Raw genomic sequence first — 15,864 nt, 5'->3', positions numbered from 1 at the left:
CGGGCGCCCGTTCCACCAGTTCACCGGCCCGGGGCCGGCTTGAGGATGTAGCCGGCGCCGCGCCGGGTGTGGATCATCGGCTCGCGCCCGGCGTCGATCTTGCGCCGCAGATAGGAGATGTACAGCTCGACGATGTTGGCCTGGCCCCCGAAGTCGTAGGACCACACCCGGTCCAGGATCTGCGCCTTGCTCAGCACCCGCCGCGGATTGCGCATCAGGAACCGCAGCAGCTCGAACTCCGTCGCCGTCAGCCGTATCGGCTCCCCGGCCCGGTGCACCTCGTGGCTGTCCTCGTCCAGCGTGAGATCCCCGATGACCAGCAGCGAATCCGGCCGCGCCGACGCCACCCCGGACCGCCGCAGCAGCCCGCGCAGCCGGGCGACGACCTCCTCCAGGCTGAACGGCTTGGTGACGTAGTCGTCGCCGCCCGCGGTCAGGCCCGCGATCCGGTCCTCCACGGCGTCCCGGGCGGTGAGGAACAGCACCGGCAGCTCCGGCAGTTCGGCCCGCACCCGGTGCATCACCTCCAGCCCGTCGAAGTCGGGCAGCATGATGTCCAGCACCACCGCGTCCGGCCGGAACTCCCGCGCGGCGCGCACCGCCCCGGCCCCGTCGCCGGCCGAACGGACCTCCCACCCCTCGTAACGCAGCGCCATCGTCAGCAGATCGGCGAGCGACGCCTCGTCGTCGACGACCAGCACCCGCACCGGGCTGCCGTCGGGCCGGCGCAACTCGACGGCGGGGCGCGGGCGGGACTCGGGAGAGCGGTCGGAGGCCATCGCGGTCATGCTGCCACGCTGGCGCCGCATTCTGAGCGCCGCCTGAGAGTTGTCTGTGAACCGGCTGTGAGCCCACTGTGGGCCGGCGGCGCCCGGCGCCGGACCCACTGTGAGCCGGCGGCGCCGGAAGCCCCGGGCGCCGGGCGGCCGTTCAGCGGATCGGCTACCCGGCGGTTCCGGGCCGGCCGGGCCGGGCGCTGGTGGTGCCCCGGGGGACCAGACGGGTCTCCAGCCGGACCGCCGGCTCGGCGACGCGGGCCTGCTGCACCGCCTCGACCAGCATCCGCCCGGCGATCAGCCCCTGTTCGTGCACGGACTGCGCGACGGTCGTCAGGTCGAGCAGCTCGGCCATCGGGCTGTCGTCGAACCCGATCACCGACATCTCGCCCGGCACGGCGATCCCGGCCCGCCGCAGCGTGCGCAGCGCGCCGATCGCGATCTCGTCCGCCTCGGCGAACACGGCGGTGGGCGGCGTCCGTTGGGACAGCAGCTCGCCCATCGCGCGGGCGCCGCCGTCGATGCCCCAGGGCGCCGAGACCACCAGCGCGGGATCCACCTCCAGGCCGGACTCGGTCATCGCATCCTCGTAGCCGGCCAGCCGGCGCCGGGAGACCCCGCCGTGGAACCCCTCCTCGTCGGTGGACCGGATCATGGCGATCCGCCGGTGCCCCAGGTTCGCCAGGTGCCGCACGGCCTTCGCCGCGCCCGCCACGTCGTCGATCCCGACCGCGGGCGCGGGCCCCAGGTCCGTGCTCGCGCCGACGACCGGCATGCCCAGACCGTTCAGCCGGGCCAGCTCCTCGTCGGTCAGCGACAGCGCGATCACCACCAGCCCGTCCGCCCGCCGCCGCACCGGCAGCGTCTCGAAGAACTCCCGGCGCTCCGCCGTGCCCTCGACGTGGTAGAGCACGATCTCGAAGCCCGAACCGCGCAGCACCTGGTGTGCGGCGGCCAGCACCTGGGCGTGGAACCAGCGGCTGATGAACGGCACCAGCACCGCCACCGACCCCGTGCGCCCGGTGACCAGGCCGGAGGCGGCCGGGGAGACCACATAGTCCAGGCTCTCGGCGGCGCGCAGGATGCGCCGGCGCATCGCGTCCGAGACGCCGGGCTGCCCGCGCAGCGCCCGGGAGACGGTGCCGGTGGAGACCCCGACCGCGCGTGCGACATCGGCCATGGTCGGGGGTGACTGCTCAGGGCTCACGTCGGCAGATTACCAGGCGCTTACGCAAAGGTTTTAGTTCATTCGTGCGCCCGGCGCTTCCCTTGTGAATGTGAATCCGAAGTTTCCGGCTCTTGACGGACGGCCGCATCGACCGCAGGATGACGCAAGCGCTTTAGCAAGGGACGGAGGGCGTGGTGGTGTGGAGATCACAGCGGGCGGTCACGGTGATCGCCGCCGGGCTGGCGCTCGGCCTGACGGCGGCCTGCGGCTCAGGCGGCGGCTCGGCGGACGACGACGGGCCGGTGACGATCACCTGGCAGGCGGCGCCGTTCGGGGACCGCTCGGACGACGCCCGCCACTATCTGGTCGACGCCTTCGAACGTGAGCACCCCGGCATCGACGTCGAGGTGGTCAGCGCCCCGACCAACGTCGACACCAACCGGGCGAGCCTGGCCACCCAGATCCTGGGCCAGGCCAGCACGCCCGACGTCTACAACGGCGATGTCTCCTGGGCCGCGCAGTTCGCCTCGGCCGGTCTGGCGCTGCCCATCGGCGACCACGTAGCCGCCGGATTCTGGGACAAGTTCGACCCCGCTACCGTCGCCGGGGCCTCCTTCGAGGGCACCGCGTACGGCGTGCCGCTCACGCTCGACCAGTCGTTCCTCTACTACCGGGAGGACCTGCTGGAGAAGCACGGGCTGCCGGTCCCGACCACCTGGGAGGAGGTCGCCGAGCAGTCGGAGATCCTGCGCGAGGCGGGTGACGTCGACTACGGCGTGGCCTGGCAGGGTGCCTCCTACGAGGGCCTGACCTGCGTGGTCAACGAGTTCCTCGCCGCGGGCGGCGGCGGCCTGGTCACGGCGGACGGCTCCCGGCCGGACGTGGCGGCCCCCGGCTCCCGGGGAGCGCTGGAATTCCTCGGCGGGCTGATCGACGACGGCGTGAGCCCGCGCGCCACGACGACGTATCAGGAGCCGCAGGCGCTCCAGGCGTTCACCGGCGGCCAGGCCGCGTTCCTGCGCAACTGGTCCTACGCCTACGACACCGCGAACGCCGCGGGCTCCGGCGTCGCCGGCCGGGTCGGCGTGACGGCCATGCCCGCCCTGGAGCAGGGCGACGGCACCCGGGCCTCGACCGTCGGCGGCTGGAACGTCTACATCAACCCGCACACCCGCCAGCAGGAGGCGGCGCTGACCTTCGTCCAGTGGCTGACCGGCGCGGAGACCCAGCGGCTGATGGCCGAGCGGTCCTCCACCATCCCGACCGTGGACAGCGTGCGCAACGCGCCCGAGGTGCGGGAGCTCAGCCCGGTGCTGCGCGCCTCGGCCGACAACGACCTGGTGAGCCGGCCCACCACCTCGCCGTACTACACGCAGGTCAGCCAGGCCACCTACACCACCGTCAACTCCATGCTGTCCGGCTCGCTGTCCGCCTCCGAGGCCGTGCGCCGGCTGGCCAGTGACATCGAGGCCGCCCTCGCCGGCCGCCGCCTCTAGGCCGCGCGCCCCGCGCCGGCCGGCCTCGACCCGAACGAACGGCCGGCCTCGACCCGAACGAACGAAAAGGCACCTTCCCATGACCGCACACGCCTGGCCGCCCGGCCGCACGCGCGCGGCGCGGACGCGCCCGGGCGGGCGACCGCCCCGCCGCTCCCGCGTCGCCTGGTGGTACACCGCGCCGACGCTGCTGGTCGTCGCGCTGGTGACGATCTTCCCCATCGGCTTCTCCGTGGTGATGAGCTTCTCCCGGGTGGAGCTGTCCTCCTCCGGCTTCTCGTTCACCGACTGGTCCACCGACAACTACGCCGCCGTCCTCCAGAGCCCGGTCTGGCGCGAGGCGCTGGTCTTCACCGTGCTCTACACGCTGGTGAGCGTCGCGGTCGAACTGGTCCTGGGCGTCCTGGTGGCGCTGGTCCTGGAGCGCCTCACCGCCGCGCGCGGCTGGCTGATGGCGCTGCTGCTGATCCCGTGGGCCATGATCACCGTGATCTCCGCGCAGTTGTGGAGCTACATCTTCAACTCCGCCTATGGCGCGGCCTCCTGGCTGCTGGGGCTGTTCACCGACGAGCCGCCGGTGATCCTGGGCACCCCCGCCTCGGCGTTTTCCGCGATCCTGGTCGCCGACGTGTGGAAGACCACCCCGTTCGTGGCCATCATCGTGCTGGCCGGGCTGGTCACGATCGACCGGAGCGTCTACGAGGCGGCCGAGATGGACGGCTCCGGCCCGTGGTCCACGTTCTGGCGCATCACCCTGCCGCTGCTGCGCACCACGCTCGCCATCGCGGTGCTGTTCCGGGTGCTCCAGGCGTTCGGGATCTTCGACCTGCCGTTCGTGCTGACCAGCGGTGGGCCGGGCACCTCCACCCAGCCGCTGGCGCTGCTCGGCTGGCGGGTGATGTTCCAGAACCTCAACATGGGCGCGGGCGCCGCCGTGGCGGCGTCCACGGCGCTGATCGTGTTCCTGGCGTGTCTGCTGTGCCTGCGGGCGTTCCGCGCCCAGGTCGGTGAGGAGGAGGTCCGGTGAGGCGCCGCCGCGTATTCAGCCCCGTCCACCTCGGCGCGTTCGTCATCGCGCTGCTCGTCGCGCTGCCGCTGTACTGGCTCGCCGTCTCCTCGCTCAAACCGGGCGCCGAGCTGGGCAGCCTGCCGCCCCGGCTGTGGCCACAGAACCCGACCACCGAGCACTACACCGAGGCGTTCGCCGACTACAATTTCGCCCGCTACATGCTCAACAGCCTGCTGGTGGCGACGGTTTCCACCGCCGGGGTGCTGGCCCTGTCCCTCTTCTCCGGCTACGCGCTGGCCCGGCTGCCGATGCGCGGCAAGCGGCCGATCCTGGTGGGCCTGCTGATGATCTCGGTCTTCCCGACCGTCTCGGTCATCACGCCGCTCTATCTGATCGAACGGGAGATCGGCTGGCTGAACAGCTACCAGGGCCTGATCGTCCCCTACATCGCCTTCCATCTGCCGTTCGCCGTCTGGATCATGCGCAACTATCTGCTGCGCATCCCCGCCGAGATGGAGGAGTCGGCGACCGTGGACGGCGCCGGGCCCACCCGGACGGTGTTGCAGATCATCGTTCCGCAGGCGCTGCCGGGGCTGTTCACGGCCGGGGTGTTCACCTTCACGGCCACCTACACCGAGTTCCTGATGGCGCTCACCTTCAACAGCGAGGACGCGTTCCGCACGGTGCCCGTCGGGGTGGCGCTCTTCGGCGCGGAGTTCGAGGTGCCCTACGGAACGATCTTCGCCGGGTCCATGGCCGCCATCCTGCCGGTGGTCATCCTGGTCCTGGTCTTCCGGCGGGCCGTGGTCTCCGGGCTCACCTCGGGTGCGGTCAAGGGATGAGAGACGAACGAGAGGATGCCGTGACAGACAGCACGTGGTGGCGCGATTCCGTGGTCTACCAGGTCTATGTGCCGAGCTTCGCCGACTCCGACGGCGACGGCGTCGGCGACCTGAACGGCATCGCCGAACGGCTGGACCACCTGGCGGGGCTCGGCGTGGACGCCGTCTGGCTCACGCCGTTCTACCGCTCGCCCTGGGCCGACGGCGGGTACGACGTCGCCGACTACCGGGACGTCGATCCCCGGCACGGCACCCTGGACGACTTCCGGGCGCTGCTCGCCCGGGCGCACGGCCTGGGCCTGAAGGTCATCGTCGACATCGTGCCCAACCACTGCTCCGACCGGCACCCGTGGTTCGCCGAGGCGCTGGCGGCCGGGCCCGGGTCGGCCGCCCGGGACCGGTTCGTCTTCCGCGACGGCAAAGGACCGGACGGCGCGGAGCCGCCCTCCGACTGGCAGTCGAAGTTCGGCGGCCCCGCCTGGACCCGGGTGCCGGACGGACAGTGGTACATGCACATCTTCGCCGCCGAGCAGCCCGACCTGAACTGGGAGAACCCCGAGGTCGCCGCCGACTTCGAACGCACCCTGCGGTTCTGGCTCGACCTCGGCGTGGACGGCTTCCGCATCGACGTGGCGCACGGCCTGCGCAAGGACCTGGCCGAGCCGCTGCGCGAGACCCACGGCAACGACGCGGCCCCGCTCAACTCGCCACCCGAGGGCGACAACCACCCGTTCTGGGACCGCGACGAGGTGCACGAGATCTACCGCTCCTGGCGCAAGCTCACCGACTCCTACCGCCCGCCGCGGATCACGGTCGCCGAGGCCGGTGTCAGCGCGCCCCGGCTGCCGCTCTACACCCGGCCCGACGAGCTGCACCAGGCGTTCAACTTCTTCTATCTGCGCTGCCCCTGGGGCGCGGACGACTTCCGCCGCGTCATCGACACCTCGCTGGCCGGCGCCCGTTCCGTCGGCACCCTCCCGACCTGGGTGCTGTCCAACCACGACGTGGTCCGCCACACCACCCGCTACGCGCTGCCGCCGGGCACCGACCTGGTCGAGTGGCTGGCCGGCGACGGCCGCGCCCCGGCCCCCGACCCCGCGCTGGGCCGGCGGCGCGCCCGGGCGGCGGCCCTGCTGACGCTGGCGCTGCCCGGCACCGCGTACCTGTACCAGGGCGAGGAGCTGGGCCTGCCGGAGGTCGGTGACCTGCCGCGCGAGGCGCTGCGCGACCCGATGTGGGAACGGACCGGGCACCGGCAGAAGGGCCGCGACGGCTGCCGGGTCCCGCTGCCGTGGACCCGGGGCGGCCCCTCGTACGGCTTCGGCCCTGCCGCCGCGAGCTGGCTGCCGCAGCCGCCCGGCTGGGGCGACCTCTCGGTCGAGGCCCAGCGCGGGCGCGCGGACTCCTTCCTGGAGCTGTACCGCGCGGCGCTCACCCTGCGCCGCACCTTCCTGGACGACGACAGCTTCCGCTGGCTCCCCGGGGCCGATGGCGAACTGGCGTTCGCCAAGGGCCGCCTGGAGTGCCGGATCAACTTCACCGCCGAACCGTTGCCACTGCCGCACGCCGGTGACGTGCTGCTGTCGAGCGGCCCGCTGCCGGACGCCACGCTTCCGCCGGACACGGCGGTCTGGCTGGGCGAGCCGGGGAAGTGACCGCGCGGTGACGGGAGCCCGCGCCGGCGGGACCGCCTCCGGCGCGGGCAACGCTCGCCGAGGGGCCGCGTCCCCGTTCCTTTGCCGCATGATCGCGGCGTTTAGGATTCCACGGTGTTTCCGGCGGATGACGCCCCAGCTCGAATTCGAGGCCATAGCCGTTTCGTATGACCCCATCCGCTCATTCGTATGGGCCGCCCCCTGTCCCGCCCGCGCGGCGTGCTGATAGAAAGTCGTGCGTCATCACCAACTGGGGCGCGCGGCGCGGGCACGCCAAGGGCGTCGGCAGCTTCGACGAACTGCCCGAGGAACTGCGTTCCGGACTGATCAGGGAGGAGCGGGACCGGACCCCCACTGGCACGGCGACCACCTCGGCCGTCGCCATCGAGCCCCTGGCGCTTCAGCTCTCCCTGATCGCCGCGGTGTCGGCGGCGGCCTACGGACTGTCGGAGTGGGCCGGGGACCTCTACCCCGACTTCGCCGTCCCGGTGTTCGCCGTCGCGTTCCTGGTGGGCCTCGCGCTCCGCCTGCTCGGCGGCCGCACGCCCGCCTGGCGCTATGTCGACCCGGTGACCATCCGCAGCGTCTCCGGCTCCGCCACCGACGTGCTCATCGTCTGCGGCACAGCCTCCATCGTCCCCAGCTTCGTCGCCGATTACGTCACCCCGCTGATCCTGCTCTTCGTCCCGGCCCTCGCCCTGTGCCTGGTGCTGTTCCTGTGGGTGGCGCCCCGTGTGTTCGAGCGGGCCTGGTTCGAGAAGGCGCTGTTCACCTGGGGCTGGGCGACCGGCTCCGTCTCCACCGGCATCGCCCTGCTGCGGATGAGCGACCCCAAGCTGGAGACCCGCACTCTGGACGAGTTCGGGCTCGCCTACCTGCCGCTGGCGCCGCTGGAGACCCTGACCGTCACACTGACGCCCACCATCGTCGCGGCCGGCGGCGTCTGGGCCCTGGCCGGCGGCTCGTTCCCGCGCTGGCCGGCCACCTCACCGTCCGGCCCGTGGTGCTGACCTGGTTCGCGCCGAGGGACCTGGCCCGTTACACACCGGACCGCTTCCCCGCCTTCATCCGCGACACCGACGGCGTGCACCTCTTCGGGGTGCCCGTGCTGGACGGGATGTCGGTCAAGACGGGCTTCGCCGACGACTTCGGCGACCTGGCCGGGCCCGAGGCGTACACCTGGGACTTCGACGAGGCGCGGCTGCGCCCGGTGAGCGAGGCCGTCCGGAACCTGCTGCCCGGGCTGCACCCCGACCCGATCCGTTACGCCGTGTACCAGGAGGGGTACACCGCCGACCGCACGGCTGTGGTGGACCGGGTGCCCGGGCAGGAGCGGGCCATCGTGCTCGCCGGATTCTCCGGGCACGGCTTCAAGATGGCGCCGTGTTCGGCCAGATCGCCGCCGACCTGGTGCTGGAGCGGGGCGCCGGCTTCGACATCGGGCCGATGGCCGCCGGCCGGTTCGCCCCCGCCGCGGTCTCAGGGTGACTCGGCCGGGCCGGCGGGCCGCGCGGCGCTGAGCGCGTCCCGCAGCGACAGCGCCGCCTCCGGCGGGCTCCCGGCGCTGACCGCCACCGACAGCGGGGTCACGGCGTAGGGCTCGCCCACCGGTAGGTAGACCACGTTCCGCACCCGCACCCGGGTCGTCATCTCCGGCACCAGGGCGAGCCCGAGCCCGCACGCGACCAGGCCGAGAATGGCCTGGTCGCTGCGCGCCTCCTGACGGAACCGCGGCGAGAACCCCGCCCGCTTGCACACCGCGACGATCGTGTCGTAGGCCACGGGCGCCAGCGAGCGCGGGAACCCGACCAGGTCCTCGTCGGCCAGCGCCCGCAGCGACAACGGACCGCCGCCCGCCGCCGCGACGAGCGGATGGCCCTCGGGAACCGCGCAGCGCAACGGCTCGTCGCCCAGCCGCAGCACCGCCACGCCCGCGTCCGGCTCGGCCCGGGGGAGCCGGCAGACGCCGACGTCGATGTCGCCCGCGCGCAGCGCGTCCACCTGCCTGCGCTGCCCCATCTCGTACACCAGGGGGACCACCTCCGGGCGCGCCGCGAGGAAGTCCGGCAGCACGCGCGGCAGCAGCCCCGAGACGGCCGAGGCGATCGAGCCGATCCACAGCACCGTGCGCTCCGGGCCCCGGACGAGTGGCACGAGCTCGGCGATCTCGTCCGCCCGGTCCAGCAGCGCCCGGGCCTCCGGCACCAGCAGCCGGCCCGCCGCGGTGAGCCGCAGCCGCCCGCCGCCCCGGTCGAACAGCGAGGCGCCCAGTTGCCGTTCCAGCCTGGTGATGGCCTGGCTCAGCGCCGGCTGCGCCATATGGAAACGGCGGGCCGCCGCCGTCACGCTCGACTCCTCCGCCACGGCCAGGAAGTACCGCAGATGTCTCAGCTCCACCATGCGCCTCAGCTTCGTCCACGGGAGGGCGGTCGGCCATAAGGGAGCGCCGGGGAATGCGGAGTCAACCTCCTGTCGGCTTTCTCACAGCGCCTCTCATCCGGCGCGAAAGTATAGTAAGTGGCCTTTGGCTTAAGGAAGTTGACAAAGTGCCAGGGGCGTCGGAGGATCAACGGCGTTGGATGCTCGACGCATGCGACCTGCTGCTAGATGCGGATGGTGCACATTGACGGATTCAGTGGAACTGGCGTCCCTTCCGAATGGTCTTGAGCTCTACACGGAGAGCCCGACCGAGGCGGAATATCTGTACAAGGAAATGTACGAGCACGGCTGCTACGATTCGATTTCCCTGCCGGATGACCCGTTCGTGCTGGATGTCGGGGCCAACATCGGCATGTTCAGCCTGTATACCAAGCAGCGCTATCCCAAGGCGCGGATCATGGCCTTTGAGCCGATTCCGGTGACGCGGGGGATTCTGGAGCGCAACATCGCGCTGCACGGGCTCACCGATATCCAGGTCGAGGGGCACGCCCTGGGCGCCGAGACCGAGGCGGACGTCGTCTTCACGCATTACCCCCGGCTGCCCGGGAATTCGACCCGGTATCCGGAGCAGAAGCAGCTCCAGATCGACGTCTGTCTCCGGCTCTACCCGGACGACGACACCATTGAGCAGCACCAGGGGTACGAAGTCACCGTGCCCGTCGACCGGCTCTCCCGTCGACTTCCCGCGGACACCCGGGTGGATCTGCTGAAGGTCGATGTCGAGGGCGCGGAATACGAGGTGCTTCTCGGTATCGACCCGGAGGACTGGGCCCGGATCGACCGCATCATCCTGGAGGTGCAGGACCTGGACGGCAGGCTGGACCGGATCAACGGATTCCTGGCCGGCAAGGGGTACCGCACCGAGACCATGCCGAGCCCGATGGTCGAGGAGGAGATCCTGACCTTCCTCGTCACCGCGGTGCGCGAAGGGCTCTGACGGCTCCGGCGGCCGGCGCGCACCCGCGCCGGCCGCGTCCCCCAGCGGTCGGCCGGAGCGCCGGCCCGCGAACGAGGACGCGCAGGATCGCGTTGACGCGGGCCATCGTCAGCCGCCGGCAGCGACACCGGCCGGGGATCAGGCCCCGTCGGACGGGTTTCGCAGGACCTCGATCACGCTCGCGTAGCTGTCGGAGCCGTGGCCCGCCGAACTGGCGCGTTCCATGGCGGACTTCAGCAGCTCGGGCAGGGCGTTGTCGATGCCCCGGGCCGCCGCCGCGTGGATGAGGTGGCCGATGGCCGCGATCTGCACGTCGACGGTGGCGTCGTCGCCCGGGTAGCGGCCGGCGTCCACCTGGGGCGCGTAGGTGGTCAGGAACCCGGCCACCGCGGTCAGCCAGCGGATCGCGACGGGCGTGAACGCCGTGGCCGGGGTCTTCTCCGCGCCGACCAGCGCCGTGCCGTGCAGCCAGCCGGTCATGGTGGCCCACATCAGGCCGAGCAGGGCGGCGTCGTAGAGCGAGGCCAGGCCCGGGTCGGTGCCCAGGTGCAGCGGGTCGCCGAGGGCGGCCAGGGTCGGACGGTGGGCCTCGAAGACGGCCTGCTCGCCGCTGTACAGGAACATCATGTCGGCGCTGCCGACGCCGGGCGGGGTCGTCATGATGGCGCCGTCGAGGTAGTCCGCGCCGTGTGACCGCGCCCACGCGGCGGCCTCGCGGGCCTGCTCCGGGGAGCCGGAGGTCAGGTTGACCAGGGTCTTGCCGGCCAGGGAGCCGGCGATGGGGTCGAGGACGGCGTGCAGCGCGTCGTAGTCCAGCACGCAGGCGATGACGAGCGGGCTCGCCACGATCGCCTCCTCGGCCGTCGCGGCCGGGCGGGCACCCCGGTCGGCCAGCGGCCGGGCCTTGTCCGCCGAACGGTTCCACACGGTGGCCGGGTGCCCCCGGTCCAGCAGCGCGGCGGCCAGCGCCGAGCCCATCGAGCCCAGTCCCAGGACGGATACGGCCTGGCGGTCACGGTTCATCGCACAACTCCTCGTACGTCCGCACATGGCGGTTGATCAGGTGCGCACCACGCTCGCAGGGCTCGGCGAACGGGGACAGTGACACCGGTGACGGCGATCACCAAATTCCTGCCATACCCTCGGGGCATGAGTGCTGGTTCTGTCGCCGTGGTCGTGACCGAGGAGATCGGCGTCCCCTCCTGGGACCTGTACGAGTTGAGCATTCCGTGCACGGTCTTCGGCAAGCCGCAGCCCGATCTCGCCGACCCCTGGTACGACCTGCGGCTGTGCGGCACCGGCGCGCCGGCCGCGGACGGCGCGGCGGTCGGCGCCGGGCTCGCCGTGCGGACCCGCCACGGTCTCGACGACCTCGTGGGCGCCGACACGGTCATCGTGCCCTCGGTGCCCGACGCCTGCGTCGAGGAGGGCAGGCCGCTGCCGCCGGAGCTGATCTCGGCGCTGCGCCGCGCCCACGAGGCGGGCGCCCGCATGGTCTCCCTGTGCACCGGCGCCTTCGCGCTCGCCGAGGCCGGGCTGCTCGACGGGCGCCGCGCCACGGCCCATTGGATGCACACCGCCCAACTGGCCGAGCGCTACCCGGAGGTGCGGGTCGACGCGTCGGTGCTGTACGTGGACGACGGCGACGTGCTCACCAGCGCCGGGCTGACCGCCGGTCTCGACCTGTGCCTGCACCTGGTGCGCCAGGACCTCGGCGCGCACGTCGCCAACCAGCTCGCCCGCCGGATGGTGGTGCCCGCCCACCGGCCGGGCGGCCAGGCGCAGTTCATCGAGTTGCCCGTGCCCACCGGGGACGATCAGGGCCTCGCGCCCGTGCTCGACTGGGCCCGCGCCCACCTGGACCGGCCGCTGACCGTCGAGGACTTGGCGCGGCGGGCCGCGATGAGCCCGCGGACGTTCTACCGCCGGCTCCAGGCCGCCACGGGGACAACTCCCCTTCAGTGGCTGCTCGATCAGCGCCTGGGCCGGGCCCGGATCCTGCTGGAGTCGACGGACCTCCCGATCGAGAAGGTGGGGGAGCTCAGCGGGCTCGGCTCGGCCAACAACCTCCGCCATCACTTCCTCCGGCACGTCGGGGTCTCGCCCGGCGACTACCGGCGGGCCTTCCCCCGGGCAACGCCCGGGCCGTCCCTCGCGGTCTGAGACCCGGTCCGCCATCGGCCCTCAACTCCCCTCATCAGGCCCCCTCTTATCGAAAATCGTGTTCGTTTCCGATAGGGTCGCCGTCCGGCGGCCGTCACCCGGTCGGCCGTCCGGTGACCGAGCGTGAGGGAGCCATGGCGACGAACGAGGGACCGGCCGCGGCGGCGGAGGCGCGCGGCAAGCTGGGCCGGATGGTGTTCGGGACGATGGCGGCCCAAGTGGTCGCGACCGCCGCCCGGTTCGGGCTCATGGACCGCATCGGCGACGGCGAGCGGACCGCCGCCGAACTGGCCGAGGAGTGCGACGCCGACCCGCAGGCGATGCACCGGCTGCTGCGCGCGCTCGCCGGGCTCGAACTGCTCACCGAGCATCAGCCGGGAACGTTCTCCGCGACCGCGGTCGGTGCCCTGCTGGTCACCGATCGCCCGGACTCGTTCCACTCCTTCGTGCGGATGTTCACCGACCCCGCCATGCTGCGCGCCTGGGACCACCTGGAGGACAGCGTCCGCACCGGCCGGCCCGCCTTCGCCGACGTGTTCGGCACCGACTTCTTCGGCTACCTCAAGCAAAACCCCGAGCTGTCCGCCCAGTTCAACGGCGCCATGAGCCAGGGCACCCGGGCCACCGCCATCGCCGTTCCGGCGCGCTACGACTTCGGCCGCTTCTCGACGGTGGTGGACGTCGGGGGCGGCGACGGCACGCTCCTGGCCGCGATCCTGCGCGAGCACCCGGCCCTGCGCGGGGTCCTCTTCGACACCGCCGAAGGACTCGCCGGGGCCGCCGAGACGTTCCGGCGCGAGGGCGTCGGCGAACGCTGCGAGTCGGTGACCGGCGACTTCTTCCGGTCGGTGGCCCCGGGCGGGGATCTCTACCTGCTCAAGAGCGTGATCCACGACTGGGACGACGAGCGGGCGGCGACCATCCTGCGGCACTGCCGGGCCGCGCTCCCCGGCCACGGCCGGGTGCTGCTGATCGAGCCGGTCCTGCCGCCCGTGGTGGACCCGGCCACCGCCTCGCTCACCTACCTCAGCGACCTGAACATGCTCGTCAACCTCGGCGGACGCGAACGCACCCGCGCCGACTTCGAGGACCTCTGCGGGCGAGCGGGCCTGACCGTCACGGCGGTTGAGCCGCTGCCGCCGCCCAACGCGTTCTCGCTCATCGAGGCCGCGCCGGTCTGAGGTCGCCCCCCGCGCCGGTTCAGCGCGCGCCCAGCGCCGCGAGCACCGGCCCGCCGGTCAGGCCCAGAACCAGCGACGCGGCCGCCGCCGCACACGCGACCGCGACGGCGGCCCGCCCCGCGCCGCCGCCCGGCCCGCCCGGCCCGCCCGGCCCGCCCGGCCCGCCCGGCCCGCCCGGCGCGGTGGCCAGCGCCGGGACGAGCCAGCGCAGGTAGTAGAAGAGCGAGGCGGCGGTGTTGACCACGGCGACGGCGGCGAGCCAGGCGTAGCCGCCGTCGACCGCCGCGCCGAACGCCTCCAGCTTGCCCAGGAAGACGGCGGTGGGCGGGGTGCCGACGAGCCCGAGGAGACAGACCAGCAGCGACCCGGCCAGGGCGGGCCGCCGGGCGGCGAGGCCCCGGTAGTCGGTGAGGGTCCGGGCGCGCGGCAGGGCGCACACGACGGCGAACGCGCCCAGGTTGGTCAGCGCGTAGGCGCCCAGGTAGTACAGCAGCGCCTGCTCGGCCAGCGCCGAACGTCCGGCCACCGCGACCGGCATGAGCAGATAACCGGCCTGGCTGATCGCGGAGTACGCGAGCAGCCGTTTGACATCAGTTTGGAAGAACGCCGCGAGGTTGCCCAGGGTCATCGTGGCGGCGGCCAGGACCGCCAGCAGCGCGGGCCACGGCACGGACGTCGCGGCGAGCGGCCCGGACCCGAGGCGGAACAGCGCGGCCAGCGCGCCGGCCTTGGGCAGCGTGGTGAGGAGCGCCGCGACCGGCGCGGTGGCGCCCTGCACGGCGTCCGGCATCCAGAAGTGCCCGGGCACCGCCCCGGACTTGAGGAGCAGTCCCGCCAGCACCCCGGCCAGCCCGGCGGCCACCAGGGCGTCCGGCGCCCCCGGCAGTTGATCCCGCAGCGCGCCATAGGCGGTGGCGCGCCCGGCGGCGTACAGCACCGTGACACCGGCCAGCGTCAGCGTGCCGAACAGCGCGCCCAGGACGTAGTACTTCAGCGCCGCCTCCGTCCCGGGGGCCGTCCTTGGCGAAGCCGGCCAGGGCGTAGGCGGGGACACCGGCCAGCAGATAGGCGGCGGCCAGCAGCAGCAGGTCGCCGGCGCCGGCGAGCATCAGGGCGCCGAGGGCGGCCAGTTGGAGCAGGACGTAGAACTCGCTCTCCCGGGGATGGCCGCGCAGCGGCCCGGCGCTCAGCGCGAGGATCACCAGGGTGCCCGCGAGGATGACGATCCGGGCCGTGGTGGTGACCGGGTCGATGACGAACACGTCGCCGAATGCCGTGGTGGGCGAGTCGGCCGCCGCCTGGACGGCCGCGGCGACGATGCCGGCCGCGCTCGCCGCGGCGGCGAGCAGCGCGGCTGGCCACTGGCGGTGCCGGGGCAGCCAGGAGCCCAGCAGCAGCCCGAGGACGGCGGACGCGGCGAGCAGCACCTCGGGCAGGACGGCCAGCGGGTTCTCGTTCATCCCGTCCATCCCGGTCATCCCGGTCACCGGGCGAGGAGGTCCAGCAGCTCGCGCGAGGCGGGCTCGACCACGTCGAGGAAGAAACGGGGCGCCACGCCGAGGACGACGGCCAGTCCGAGCAGGGGCACGATCGCCGCCGCCTCGTGCGCCCGGATGTCGGGGAACGCGCCCAGCCCCTGCGGCAGCCGGGCCGGGCCGAGGAGGATCCGATGCAGGGCGCGCAGGAACAGCCCGGCGGTGAACAGGATGCCCAGCACGGCCAGCGCCGTGGCCACGGGCCGGGCGGGCAGGCTGCCGGCGAAGATCTGGAACTCGGCGATGAACCCGGAGAAGCCCGGCAGGCCGAGGGAGGCGAACGCCGCGACACCGGTCAGGGCGGCGAAGACGGGCGCGATGCCGGCCAGTCCCGACCAGTCGGCCATGCGGTAGGTGTGGCCCCGGTCGTGCAGCACGCCCGCCAGCAGGAACAGCGCGCCGGTGAGGAGGCCATGGCTGACCATCTGGGTGACCGCCGGGGACCGGACCTTCGTCACCCGTCAGCGCTCCGCGTTCCCCGAACAGCGCCGGTGCCCGCCCGATCTCCGCCAGCCAGTGGCGGAACCGGTCGTACGCGTCCCCGCCCGCCGCCAGCGCCGGACCCGTCACCCCCGCCGCCCGCGCCCGGCGCGCCGGCAACGGGCCCAGCCCGCCCAGCATCCACCGCAGCGCCCGCGAGCGCTCGCCCCGCCGGACCAGCTC

General features: G+C 73.0%; 13 protein-coding genes and 2 pseudogenes. 9 read left to right on the top strand and 6 right to left on the bottom strand.

What is annotated here, in order from left to right; genetic code table 11:
- Window positions 1-20: 20 nt before the first annotated feature.
- Window positions 21-788: a response regulator transcription factor gene (locus RM590_RS17715; protein ID WP_311705560.1), complete on the bottom strand. Its 768-nt coding sequence runs from the start codon at window positions 786-788 to the stop codon at window positions 21-23.
- 154 nt (window positions 789-942) lie between these two features.
- Window positions 943-1,983 (bottom strand): LacI family DNA-binding transcriptional regulator, encoded by a 1,041-nt coding sequence (locus RM590_RS17710; protein WP_311705559.1) that lies wholly within the window; start codon window positions 1,981-1,983, stop codon window positions 943-945.
- A 155-nt stretch (window positions 1,984-2,138) separates the two neighbouring features.
- Here RM590_RS17710 and RM590_RS17705 point away from each other — a divergent pair, with 155 nt between their 5' ends.
- The 6 genes from RM590_RS17705 (at window position 2,139) to RM590_RS17680 (ending at window position 8,543) form a co-directional block, all read left to right on the top strand.
- On the top strand, window positions 2,139-3,440 hold the full coding sequence (locus RM590_RS17705; protein ID WP_311705558.1) for an ABC transporter substrate-binding protein: 1,302 nt from the start codon (window positions 2,139-2,141) through the stop codon (window positions 3,438-3,440).
- A 79-nt stretch (window positions 3,441-3,519) separates the two neighbouring features.
- Window positions 3,520-4,467, top strand: a complete 948-nt coding sequence (locus RM590_RS17700; RefSeq protein ID WP_311705557.1) for a carbohydrate ABC transporter permease — start codon at window positions 3,520-3,522, stop codon at window positions 4,465-4,467.
- Entirely contained in the window at window positions 4,464-5,291 is an 828-nt protein-coding gene (locus RM590_RS17695) for a carbohydrate ABC transporter permease (RefSeq protein WP_311705556.1), read from the top strand. Before RM590_RS17700 ends, RM590_RS17695 begins: the two co-directional genes overlap by 4 nt.
- Window positions 5,288-6,946, top strand: coding sequence for a glycoside hydrolase family 13 protein (locus RM590_RS17690; RefSeq protein WP_394813888.1), 1,659 nt, complete (start codon window positions 5,288-5,290; stop codon window positions 6,944-6,946). The genes RM590_RS17695 and RM590_RS17690 overlap by 4 nt, the downstream gene beginning before the upstream one ends.
- A gap of 167 nt (window positions 6,947-7,113) precedes the next feature.
- Window positions 7,114-7,956, top strand: a complete 843-nt coding sequence (locus RM590_RS17685) for a sodium/glutamate symporter family protein (RefSeq protein ID WP_311705554.1) — start codon at window positions 7,114-7,116, stop codon at window positions 7,954-7,956.
- Window positions 7,947-8,543, top strand: a complete 597-nt coding sequence (locus RM590_RS17680; RefSeq protein ID WP_311705553.1) for an FAD-dependent oxidoreductase — start codon at window positions 7,947-7,949, stop codon at window positions 8,541-8,543. The genes RM590_RS17685 and RM590_RS17680 overlap by 10 nt, the downstream gene beginning before the upstream one ends.
- On the opposite strand, the gene RM590_RS17675 is transcribed toward RM590_RS17680, so the two are convergent.
- Window positions 8,426-9,346: a LysR family transcriptional regulator gene (locus RM590_RS17675; protein ID WP_311705552.1), complete on the bottom strand. Its 921-nt coding sequence runs from the start codon at window positions 9,344-9,346 to the stop codon at window positions 8,426-8,428. The two genes, RM590_RS17680 and RM590_RS17675, sit on opposite strands and share 118 nt — an antisense overlap.
- 235 nt (window positions 9,347-9,581) lie before the next feature.
- Here RM590_RS17675 and RM590_RS17670 point away from each other — a divergent pair, with 235 nt between their 5' ends.
- The gene (locus RM590_RS17670) at window positions 9,582-10,322 is read left to right on the top strand and encodes an FkbM family methyltransferase (RefSeq protein WP_311705551.1); all 741 of its coding nucleotides are present in this window, start codon (window positions 9,582-9,584) and stop codon (window positions 10,320-10,322) included.
- Window positions 10,323-10,460: 138 nt separating this feature from the next.
- On the opposite strand, the gene RM590_RS17665 is transcribed toward RM590_RS17670, so the two are convergent.
- Window positions 10,461-11,345: an NAD(P)-dependent oxidoreductase gene (locus RM590_RS17665; RefSeq protein WP_311705550.1), complete on the bottom strand. Its 885-nt coding sequence runs from the start codon at window positions 11,343-11,345 to the stop codon at window positions 10,461-10,463.
- A 147-nt stretch (window positions 11,346-11,492) separates the two neighbouring features.
- On the opposite strand from RM590_RS17665, the gene RM590_RS17660 reads away from it, so the two are divergent.
- Window positions 11,493-12,485 (top strand): GlxA family transcriptional regulator, encoded by a 993-nt coding sequence (locus RM590_RS17660; protein WP_449657245.1) that lies wholly within the window; start codon window positions 11,493-11,495, stop codon window positions 12,483-12,485.
- Between the two features lie 134 nt (window positions 12,486-12,619).
- Entirely contained in the window at window positions 12,620-13,666 is a 1,047-nt protein-coding gene (locus RM590_RS17655) for a methyltransferase (RefSeq protein WP_311705548.1), read from the top strand.
- A 19-nt stretch (window positions 13,667-13,685) separates the two neighbouring features.
- Here RM590_RS17655 and RM590_RS17650 read toward each other — a convergent pair.
- Together RM590_RS17650 and RM590_RS17645 are read right to left on the bottom strand one after the other, a co-directional pair.
- Window positions 13,686-15,135, bottom strand: a pseudogene (locus RM590_RS17650) (NADH-quinone oxidoreductase subunit N).
- 14 nt (window positions 15,136-15,149) lie between these two features.
- Window positions 15,150-15,638: pseudogene (locus tag RM590_RS17645) on the bottom strand (proton-conducting transporter transmembrane domain-containing protein); the annotation flags it as partial.
- Window positions 15,639-15,864 lie beyond the last annotated feature (226 nt).

This window comes from Streptomyces litchfieldiae (assembly GCF_031845365.1).
Classification (GTDB): Bacteria; Actinomycetota; Actinomycetes; order Streptomycetales; family Streptomycetaceae; genus Streptomyces; species Streptomyces litchfieldiae.
This window is presented reverse-complemented; position numbering and strand designations above follow the sequence as displayed.